Annotated in this window: 8 protein-coding genes; 7 read left to right on the plus strand and 1 reads right to left on the minus strand. The window is 65.2% G+C overall.

The features are described from left to right. The 4 genes from Y708_RS0106795 to Y708_RS0106810 form a co-directional block, all read left to right on the plus strand. Positions 1-1,026, plus strand: a 1,026-nt coding sequence (locus Y708_RS0106795) for an alpha/beta fold hydrolase (RefSeq protein ID WP_216699748.1), incomplete at its 5' end; no start/stop codon positions are given. A gap of 119 nt (positions 1,027-1,145) precedes the next feature. After that, entirely contained in the window at positions 1,146-2,003 is an 858-nt protein-coding gene (locus tag Y708_RS0106800; protein WP_051478780.1) for an NAD(P)H-binding protein, read from the plus strand. 85 nt (positions 2,004-2,088) lie between these two features. Next, positions 2,089-2,718 carry a hemerythrin domain-containing protein gene (locus tag Y708_RS0106805; protein WP_028279346.1) on the plus strand — a complete coding sequence of 210 codons (630 nt, stop codon included), beginning with the start codon at positions 2,089-2,091 and terminating at the stop codon, positions 2,716-2,718. A gap of 22 nt (positions 2,719-2,740) precedes the next feature. Further along, positions 2,741-3,820, plus strand: a complete 1,080-nt coding sequence (locus Y708_RS0106810; protein WP_028279347.1) for an ATP-binding protein — start codon at positions 2,741-2,743, stop codon at positions 3,818-3,820. On the opposite strand, the gene Y708_RS28220 is transcribed toward Y708_RS0106810, so the two are convergent. Further along, entirely contained in the window at positions 3,779-7,168 is a 3,390-nt protein-coding gene (locus Y708_RS28220; RefSeq protein ID WP_081746550.1) for an ATP-binding protein, read from the minus strand. The two genes, Y708_RS0106810 and Y708_RS28220, sit on opposite strands and share 42 nt — an antisense overlap. Before the next feature lie 336 nt (positions 7,169-7,504). On the opposite strand from Y708_RS28220, the gene Y708_RS0106820 reads away from it, so the two are divergent. From Y708_RS0106820 to Y708_RS29700, 3 genes are all read left to right on the plus strand, one after another. Then, positions 7,505-8,713: an aminotransferase class I/II-fold pyridoxal phosphate-dependent enzyme gene (locus Y708_RS0106820; protein WP_028279348.1), complete on the plus strand. Its 1,209-nt coding sequence runs from the start codon at positions 7,505-7,507 to the stop codon at positions 8,711-8,713. Continuing rightward, complete coding sequence (locus tag Y708_RS0106825; RefSeq protein WP_028279349.1) at positions 8,713-9,915, plus strand: beta-ketoacyl-[acyl-carrier-protein] synthase family protein; 1,203 nt, start codon at positions 8,713-8,715, stop codon at positions 9,913-9,915. The genes Y708_RS0106820 and Y708_RS0106825 overlap by 1 nt, the downstream gene beginning before the upstream one ends. Further along, positions 9,912-10,226 (plus strand): hypothetical protein (locus Y708_RS29700; RefSeq protein ID WP_028279350.1); only part of this gene is annotated, 315 nt, incomplete at its 3' end. The genes Y708_RS0106825 and Y708_RS29700, both read left to right, overlap by 4 nt.

Below are 10,226 nucleotides of genomic sequence, written 5' to 3' on the forward strand. Positions count from 1 at the left end.
ATGGAGGCGCTCGACGACGGCAGCCGGACCCGCCTGACTATGCGCTTCACCGCCGATCCAACAGGTTCCGCAAAGATCATGTCGCGGCTGGTGGACATTGGCCGTGAGCACTCCAAGAGCACCCGCGCAGCTTTTTCGCAGCTCGATGAGCTGATGGCCGCGCGGAGGCTGTCGCTGAGTGCTGCCCCATCCCGGGCGTCGTCAGAATCACGATCGCTGAGGGTTGGCACGGACGACGGTGCCTCTCTGGCTGTCACCGTCATGAGGCCTTCCACAGTGCACCGGAAGCAGACCGTTGTATTGCTCCACGGCTGGGGCGCCGGACGCCGAATCTGGCGCCACGCCGCCGGGCTGCTGGTGGATGCCGGCCACGAAGTGGTGCTCTACAACCTCCGCGGTCACGGCGATTCAACGCGGGGCTCAAAGCCGATCACCATTGACCGCCTTGCGGCGGACCTTGGCGCAGTGGTGGACTCCCTGGGCGTCAAGGACGCCGTTTTCGCCGGGCATTCGGGTGGTGGCACCGCGGCTCTGGCCTACGCTGCGTCAGCTGGGGCAGCACCGGCGGGCGTAGTGGTGGTTTCGGGAGCCGCCCACGGTCAGGACACTCCGGCAATGGAACTGCGGATGATGGGCAGCAGGCTGTTTACGCGTGCCCTGGGGTCACCGGTGCTGGGCCGGAGGATGCTGGCCCACACCATGGGCGCCTCGGCCGACCGGGGGGATCTGGAAACCGTGAGGCGTCTGTTCGCATCCACGGCCCCGGCTGTTCGCGCGGCTTGTTTCGGGTCGACCCACGGGGTGGATTTGCGCAGTGCCATTGCAGGACTGGGGTGCCCGGTGGCTGTGCTGGCGGGCACCGGGGACCGGGTGGTGGCGCCTGAGCTGGCAGAGCAGACAGCCGAGACAATTCCCGGAGCCACTTTTGAGTCGCTCCACGGCATTGGCCACATGATGCCATTGGAGGCTCCCGCCCGCGTTGCGCACGCAATCATGGCGGTGTCCGCAACGGTGCGCTCACTGTAGCCGCTCCCGAGCCACTCCAGTGCACCACCGTTTTGATGTTGGGTAGAGGGCGACGTGCACGCATGAAGGTGAGTCTTTCGACTATGGAAAGCCCGGACCGGGTGGAATTGAATGGACGTATGGAGATCAACCAGAACCCAGAAAACCTGCCCATCCTCGTTATCGGCGCCACCGGAAAAACCGGCCGCCGCGTAGCCGAAAAGCTCACCGACAAAGGCATCAATGTCCGCGGCGGCTCACGCACCGCGGACATCCCCTTCGACTGGGACCTCAAGGAAACCTGGGCGCCCGCGCTCGCCGGCACCCGCGCCGCGTACATCACCTACTACCCCGACCTTGCTTTCCCCGGCGTCTCCGAACTCATTGCCGAATTCTGCGAAGTAGCCAAGGCCAATGACGTCAAGCGTCTTGTGCTGCTCTCCGGACGGGGCGAAGAAGGTGCACGCGCCAGCGAGGTCTCCGTAGAGAACTCCGGCGCCGAGTGGACGGTTGTCCGCTGCAACTGGTTCAACCAGAACTTCGACGAGTCTTTCTTTCTCGAGCCCGTGCTCAGCGGCGAAATTGCCATCCCGGCCGGCGATGCCGTCGAGCCATTCATCGACGCCAATGACATTGCCGACGTCGCCGTGGCCGCGCTGACCGAGGACGGACATCACGGTGAGGTGTATGAATTGAGCGGCCCGCGGCTGCTGAGCTTCACCGATGTTGCCGCCGAATTGAGCGACGCCACCGGCCGTCATATCAAGTACGCCCCCGTCTCCCCCGAGGAGTACGCAGCCGTCCTCGCCGAGGCCGGGCTGCCGGAAGATTTTGTGGAGTTGTTCACCATGATCCTTGACGGCCGCAATGCGAGCCTCACCGACGGAGTGCAGCGTGCGCTGGGCCGCGAGCCGAAGGACTTCGGCGACTACGCCCGGGAGGCTGCAGCCACCGGCGTGTGGGATACGTCGGACCAGCTTGCCGCCCAGAACGCCTGACCCATCCGGCAACGGAGATCGCCGCGTTCAAAGGGAAACAAGTAAGCGAACGACGGCGGCCACCCGGCAGCAAGGCTGACAGTATATGAAACATCCGGAATCCCCGAACGACGTGCTCCCGGACTATATTCAGGCGTACTCGCTGATCCACGCCGCCATGCGCAGGGACGCGATGTTGCTTGCGCGATCAGCCCCCGAAATTTCCCTGCACAGCTACGGGCGCGTTGCTGTCTGGTGGCGGGAGGTGTCCGCCGTGATCGACTGGCACCACAAGAGCGAGGAACGGGTCCTCTGGCCCGAAATCATCCGCGTTCTTCCGGCGCTCGCCGATCAGGGAAGTGCGGTGAAGGGCGATCACACTGCAATGGAGGAGGCCATCGAGGCGGTGGAGGCGGCGCTAGCCGGGCGTTCACGCGCTGACCTGGTAGCCGCCGCGGCGGGCTTCAGCGAAGTGATTCAGGAGCATCTCCGGCTCGAGGAGGCAACGGTTTATCCGATATTCCGTAATGACCTGAGCAGGATGGAGTTCCTCGCCATTGAGCGTGCCGTGCTCCGCACGGCGGGTGCACGCGTGATGTCCTTTCTGCTGCCGTGGATGTTTGATGGCGTCACGGGAACTGAGCTCAGGGAGGGTGGCGCCAGCATTCCACCTCCCATCCGGCTTCTGGCCGGTACGGTACTGCGTGCACGGTACCGACGGCTGCATTGGACATAAGACACAAGTGAGGGCATGGAGAATGACTGTTCTTGGAAGCGACCGAACTGCGGGCCCGGATCCCGAATCCGGGGTGATTCTGGTGGCCTTGGATTATCAGGGAAGAGACACCACGTGCCGGGCCATCCAGAGCATTCTGGGTGGGTCCGGAGCAGTGGATGTACGGGGGGATGCAATGGCCGGCGGCGCAGCCCTGGTTGCCCGCTTCCTGAGCGTGACTGAGGCGGCAATGGCTGCGCTGGACGTTTACGAGTTCTGTTCGTTTGAGCGTGCGGGCAGACTGCGCGCTGCTCTGTGCGGCGCGCCCCGGGAATGCTCGGCGGTTACCGCCGCCGCCCGGGCACAAAGCCTGCTGGGAAGGGCTGAGCCGGACCGGATCCTGATGACCGCCGAGATCGCCCTGGTGGCCGGCCCTGCGTTCAACCCGGCATTCGAGTTGCTGGACATGGGTGTGTGCCCATCATTGCCCGGCGGTGCGGGCGAAAGGCTCTACGAGGCCCGTCGTGCGGATCCAATTCAAGCCGGCAGAACGCCGTCGAACCTGGAGTGGGCCCGCAGGGTGGTCCACTCGGATCCACTCGGTCCAAGCGCGCAACGCGAACTTGCTGGTGTGCAGGACAGCTGGCAGACAGACACTGGATTTGACGCCCGCCTCACCTTGATTTGCGGCGCGGACGCAGCCGAATCATCAGCGTTCGCGGCGGAACTGGCTCTCTGGGCAAACCGGGACGGTGCCACAGTGCTGGAGGGGTGCTGCCGGCTGGTGGATTCGGCACCGTTCCGAAGCCTCCGGGAGGCACTTGGGGAGCGCCCGGTCAGCGGAGGTTCCGGGGATACCGGCTTGCTGGAGCGACTCGAGAGCCGCCTCCTGTCCATCATTGGGGAAGGGCCAACAGTTCTGGTCATCAATGATGCGCAGTGGATGGACTCGTCGACGGCAATGGTTCTGGATTACCTGCTGCACCATGGCTGCGGCAGAAGTTTCACGGTGGTGCTGGGGACGGTGGGCGAAGTGCCGGAAACTGTGGAAAGCCTCGTGGATCAGTTGAATCCAGGACAGTTAGAGCAGTTGCGGCTGGGACGGACTGTAACGGCGCGCTAGTGGGTCATTGGTTGTGGCCAGGCTCAGCGTTAGATTGCGGGAATCGGAACGCAGCGCCTCCGCAGCCAGTCTGTCGCCGCTTCGTCCCCTCCCGTCCAGGACCATCGACAGCTCTGCCTGTGCCAGGGCTATCCACGGCCGCGCCCGGAACAGGTTCAGCTGCGACAACGCTTCCTGCAGGGAGCGCTCGGCCTCATCCCAGTCACCGCAGACCCTGGACAGGCGCCCAAGATGCAGTGACATGGGGCCAAGAAACGTCCGGTAGCCGTGACAGCAGATGAGCCCGTGATGAATAATCAGCCTGTCCCGGAGGGCGGCGGCCGTCCGTACGTCACCGAGTTCCACTGCGCAGATCGCTTGGACACCGGCGAAGTGCAGCCAGGCGTCGCCCTCCGGAAAGGGTTGTATTTGGGTTGCCACGGCGCGCACCATCAAGTGGGCCTCAGCCTCCCGGCCCTCCAGCAGGGCGGCGAGGCAGGCATCGCCGGGCAGGACGGCGGCCCTTCCTGGTGCGCCGGGTACGACGACGGCTGCCGTCTCAGGCGTGCCGCCTCCGCTGTTACTGCCGCGGGCAAGCCAGCGCGCCACCAGAAGCTGGCCCCCCAGCATGGAGCCGGGTGGAGGAGCGGTGAGGGCGCCGTCGTCGTCGTTGGTATAAACCGCCAGTCTCTCCGTGTCGGCGAAACGGCCGTGCATTGTGGCTTGGGCGGCGGCGTACTCGCGGATCAGCAGTTGCACATGTGCTGCGGCAGCATCATGATCGGGGAGCCTGGCGATTTGGCGGGCGGCCTTCCTGAGGTCCTTCTGCGATCCGAGAATTGCTGCAGCTGACGCCAAATGGTGGGATGCAGCGGTTGCCTGCGCGGCGTCTCCTACCTGCTGCGCAAGGAGCCAGGCGTCCAGTGCAAGAGACCGGCGCTCTACGTGGTGGTGGGGCCCTTCGAGGTTGGCGAGGCGGGATGCCAACGCCGTCAGTGACTTCTCCGCCAGGCTGGATGGCACGGCGCCGTTGCCTGTCCGAAGGTGCCGGGCGAGCAACCGGCCAACGTGGGCTCCGCAGTGCTTGGCGTTGTCGTCTTCTTCAGTGAGGTGTCGGATCAGCAGGTTCGACACCGCTGCGGACTCGCCCGCCAGTTGGCTGCCGACTGCCAGCGAGTCTGACAGGGAGCTCGCCGCCCGGAGGGCAATGTCATGGTGCCCGGCGTGAATCGCCTGCAGCGCCGCGTCCAGCAGGGTTTGGCCGCTGGAAGGATCATTGGCTGAGAGCTGTACCTGGCCCAGCCGGGTGAGCGCTTCCGCCCGCAGCCCGGGCTGTGAATCTGAGATGGACTCCAGAGTGCGCTGATGCAGCCTGATGCTCTCGGCATGCGCGCCGTCCCGGAGTGCGGTGTCCGCTGCACGCCAGCCGATGTCCACAGCGCCGGGTGCGCCATGGAGTTGCAGCCCGGCGTTGTAATGGTGTGCCACCTGGGTGCTGTACCTGTCCAGGGACTTCGGATGAGCCAATTCGATCGCTTCTCCCAGCTGCTGATGAAGCAACCGGCGCCGCGCCGGGTTGAGTAGCGAGTACAGGGCCTCCTGCAGCACGGAGTGCACAAACCGGTAGCAATCCTGCGACGACGCCGGTCTACCCGGGCATTCCTTCACCAGCCCGCGTGAGACCAAATGGTCGACGGCGGTGTTCACAGGGTCCTGCCCGAGCCCGCACGCCCGCCCCACCAGCTCCGGCTCAAACTCGGGCCCGGCCACTGCAGCGGCCGTCACGAAATTGTGCGTCTCGGGATCCAGCGCGGACAGCCGCTCGGACAGGTAATCCACGATTTGGCCGGGTGGTTCTGAACTGTCGGCGGTCCGTGCGAGTACTCCCAGCAGGAAAGGATTACCTCCAGTTGCCGAAGTCAGTTGGTGCGAGCGGAGGTTCCGGGGATGTGCGCCCGGCTCCGAGAGGCTCCGGGCAAGCTGCCTGCATTGGGATCCAGAGAGCCCGGTCAGTGGGACGCGAAGCAGGGAACCCTCGCGTTCAAGGGTGTGCAGCGAACTGCGCCACTGAGGCGTGATTGCCAAGAGGTCTGCGGTGGCAACCACGGACGGACGATGACGGCCCTGCCGCGGACCGCTGAACAGCCGGGTCAGTAGGTGAAACGTAGTGCTGTCTGCCTTGTTCAACTGATCCACCACCAGCGCGAGTGGCTGTGCCAGTGAAAGTTCCTCCAGGAAGCGGCGCATGAGGATGGTGAAATGCTGCTGGAAGAAGCCATCTTCGCTGGCTGCCAGAGCGGTGAGTTTTGTGTGGACCGCCGCCGCTGCGCCAGGGAGATCAGCGGTGGGGGTTGACGCACGCCAGTCTGCAACCGCGTCGAGGAGCGCCTGGCCCGGGTGCTGGTGTTCCCGGCCGCAGTGCACCCACAGGACCGAACCGCCGGAGGCGCTGAACCGGCGGGCGGCCTCAGCGGTGAGACGGGTTTTCCCGATGCCCGGCTCACCGGTCACCAGCACCATGCGTCCGTCTCCCTGGGACAACTCGGCCTCCAGGATGCCCAGTTCGGGTTCCCGTCCGATGAAGATCTGCGCCATTTGGCTGGCGTACTTAGCGGCGGGTGCGGAAGAGGAGCCAAGAATGTCGACGTACATGGCCTGGGTGTCTCCGGAGGGGTCGGTTCCGAGTTCTTCCGCAAGTAATGAACGCAGGTTGTTGTACACCTGAAGGGCTTCGCCGCGGTTGCCGGCCGTCAATTGAGCGCTCATGAGGCAGCGGTACGCGCTTTCCCGCAGTGGCGCCTGCCGCACTGCCTCCCGGGCAAAAGGGAGCGCAGCGTTTCCGTCACCCCGCCGTGAGGCAGCCGTTCCCGCCGTCTCGAGCGCCGTCAGGAGGGATTCGTGCAGGTGCTCCCGGATCCCTTCCACCCATTCGCCGTCGTGATTGGGCAAGAAGGGGCGGCGAAGGCACATGACTGCGCTCACGGCGTGGCGGCCGGAATCCTCAAGCAGATTCGCGGTCAGCGCTTCGCGCGCCTTGGACAAAGAGTCATATGCCTGTTCAATGTCCACCAGAACTTCACCCGAGAGCTTGAGAAAGTACCGTCCGCCGGCGGAGATGAGCTCGGGCGGTGTGTCGGCGTCGCCCACGAGGAAAGCGCGGGCCCTGCTGACCACACTGCGCAGGGCGGACGCCCAGGTGTCAGGCAGGCCATCGGGCCAAACCGTGTTGGCCAGCTGCTCCCGGCCGGTCCCTCTGGACCGCTCCAGGATGAGCCGGGCAAAGGCAATCTGGGCCTGCGCGCTGGAGAGAAGCGACGGTTCACTGTTTGGGCGGACAATGGACACCGCACCCGTGAGATGGATCAACACAGGCTACGCCCACGCTCGTTTGAACAGTCCACACCAACACTCCCCTGATCCGGTGCATCGCCTCTGAATCCACTTGATCATCCCGATGCCGCGTTTCAGTAAACGGGAGGCCAACAGGACTGGAACTTTGGCTCTCGGAGAGCGGGCGCTAACGGCTTGGAGTTCGCGGCGGATGTTGGCGACGAGTCCCTATCGCGGCTGCCTCCGCAATGGGATCCACCCCAATCCGCCGCCAACGGCAGGCACCCGGACGCCCATCTTGCGCTCCCGTTGCGCGCTTTGTCCTAGAACAGTCTCAGCAACCGGAACAGAACAGCTCACTAAGGAGTACCACCCATGGTTTCCGCATCCTGGCAGCGATTCGAAGAGAAGATTGCGGCCACCCACACCCGCGTCAAGGGACTCGAAACCAATTCCCACCGGCGCAACAGCTTCATGCCGTACACCCCGGTGGCCGGCACCCCCTACGTGGACGTCAATGGCGAGCGGCTGCTCATGATGTCCGGTTACAGCTATCTGGGCCTGTACGGAGATGAGCGCGTCAACAGGGCGGCCCACCAAGCAATTGAGACCTACGGCACGGGCGCCCACGGGGTAAGAGCGCTTGCTGGAACAACCCCGCTCCATGAGGAGCTGGAAAGCGAGATAGCCCGCTTTGTGAACCGGGAGGCATCCCTCGTGTTCAGCTCCGGCTACGCCGCCAACGTGGGCACAGTCGGCGCGATCTGCGGCCCGGGCGACGCCGTGTTCCTGGACAAGTATGACCACGCCAGCATTGTGGACGGCTGCCAGCTCAGCGGCGCGGCAATCACCCGCTTCCGCCACAATGACCCGGACCACCTGGACCGGCGGCTCCAGGACTCGGATTCCGCCGGAGTGAAGCTGGTCATTGTGGACAGTGTCTACTCCATGGACGGAGACATTGCGCCGCTGCCCCAGCTGCGCAAAGTCTGCGACGCCCACGGCGCCCTGCTTATGGTGGATGAGGCACACGCTCTCGGCGTGATCGGAGGCACCGGCCGCGGCATCGAAGAGCACTTCAACAACCAGGTCGCCGTTGACATCAAGCTCGGCACCCTGTCCAAGGGCATCCCGTCGATGGGCGGCTGGGTGGCGGGCACCCCGGAGATGATCTACCACCTCCGCTACGCTGCCCGCCCATTCCTGTTCTCGGCCGCACTTGCACCGGCCCAGACGGGCGCAGCCCTTGAAGCCATCCGGATCCTTGAGCAGGAGCCGGAACGCGTGGCGCACATCCAACGCGAATCCGCACGCCTGCGCGCCATCCTGACCGAAGCCGGCATGAACACCGGGGACAGCGAAACCGCCGTCATTCCCGTGATCGCAGGCTCCGACGAACAGGCCTACGATTACGCCACCAGCTGCCGCGAAGCCGGCATCGTGGGCCTGCCCGTGGTCACGCCCGCGGTGCCCACGGGCCTCGCCCGTCTGCGTATCGCCATCACTGCCCGGCACCAGCCGGAACACATCGATCAAGCCGCGGACGCCTTCCTGGTCGCTGCCGCGAAATGCGAGCTGATCTGATGAAGCCCTCCATCGCCGTCACCGGAATGGGCGTTGTCACCCCCGCGGGCTGCACGCTGGAAGACCTCTGGAACGGCCTGCTCGACGGCAAGTCCACGGCCCGCTACCTGGATGGGTTCAATGAAACGCGGTTCGGGTGCCAGATCCGCGGTCTTGACCCGGTAGGCACAGGCAAGGACGTGCGCCGTATGGACGCCTTCGCGCGGTACGGGGTCACCGCCGGCCTGGACGCGTACAGGCACGCAGGCGCACCGCAGGCAGATCACGGGCGCGCCGCCATCCTCGTGGGCAGCGCTGTGGGCGGGCGCCAGACCAGCGACCAGGAAAGCTTCAACTACGCCGAACGCGGAGCTGCCGGAGTCAACCCGCTGATGCCATTGATGACCATGCCCAATGCCGCCGCCGCAGCTCTGTCCATGAAACTGGGCTGGACGGGCCCGGCCTTCACCTACGCCAACACCTGCGCCAGCAGCGCCGACGCCATTGGCCAGGGCATGCTGATGCTTCGCAGCGGCCAGGTGGACGTTGTCCTGGCGGGAGGCTGTGAGGCGACCCTCTCCCCGGTCACCCTTGCCGCTTTCACCAATCTGAACGCACTCTCCACCCGCATTGACGATCCGGAGCGCGCAAGCCGGCCCTTCGACGTCGGGCGTGATGGATTCACCATGGGTGAGGGCGCAGCGTTTGTGATCATGGAGCGCAAAGAGGACGCGGTTGCGCGCAGAGCACAGATCCACGGCGAGGTACTTGGCTACGCCGCCACAGCGGATGCACACCACCTGGCCATGCCGCACCCGGACGGTCTCGGCGCCGGCACGGCTATGAGGAACGCACTGGTGGACGCCGGTGTTGAACCCGCGGACATCAGCCACATCAACGCCCACGGTACCTCCACTCCGATCAACGACCGGGTGGAAGCCGCCGCCATCCAGCGGCTTTTCGGCAGCAGCGCGCCGCCGGTCACATCCTCCAAGGGCGTGCTTGGGCACTTGATGGGAGCCGCCGGCGCCGTTGAACTCATCTCCACTCTCCTGGGGCTGAGGAACAACACTGTGCCGCCCACCGCCAACCATGAACAACTTGAATCCGGTATGGAGATCGACGTGGTCCACCGCTCCCCGCGCACCATCATCAACGGCCCCGCCCTCAGCAACTCCTTTGGATTCGGTGGCCATAACGCATCCCTGGTGGTGACGGCATGAGCAGCCCAACCGCTGAACTCACCACCGCCTCCGGCCCGCACCTGGTCACGGCCGATCACGCCACCTCCTACCGCACGGTGGTCCGCTCCGGCCTGGGCCTGGCTCCGGCGGACGCCGCATCTCCCGTGTACCCCTTTGTGCTATCCACGGACGTCTTCGACGGGCTCGTCGAGCGCCTCGGTGAGGGGGAAAACACCGTGGTGCACCTCAGCCAGGAGCTGATGATCCACCGTCTTGTTGCCGCCAATGAGAGCGTCACGGCACGGGCGATCGTGTGCGCCGCCCGCCGCGAGACACGCGGCCTGCGGCTT

The organism is Arthrobacter sp. H5 (assembly GCF_000520595.1).
In the GTDB taxonomy this organism is placed as follows: Bacteria; Actinomycetota; Actinomycetes; order Actinomycetales; family Micrococcaceae; genus Arthrobacter_D.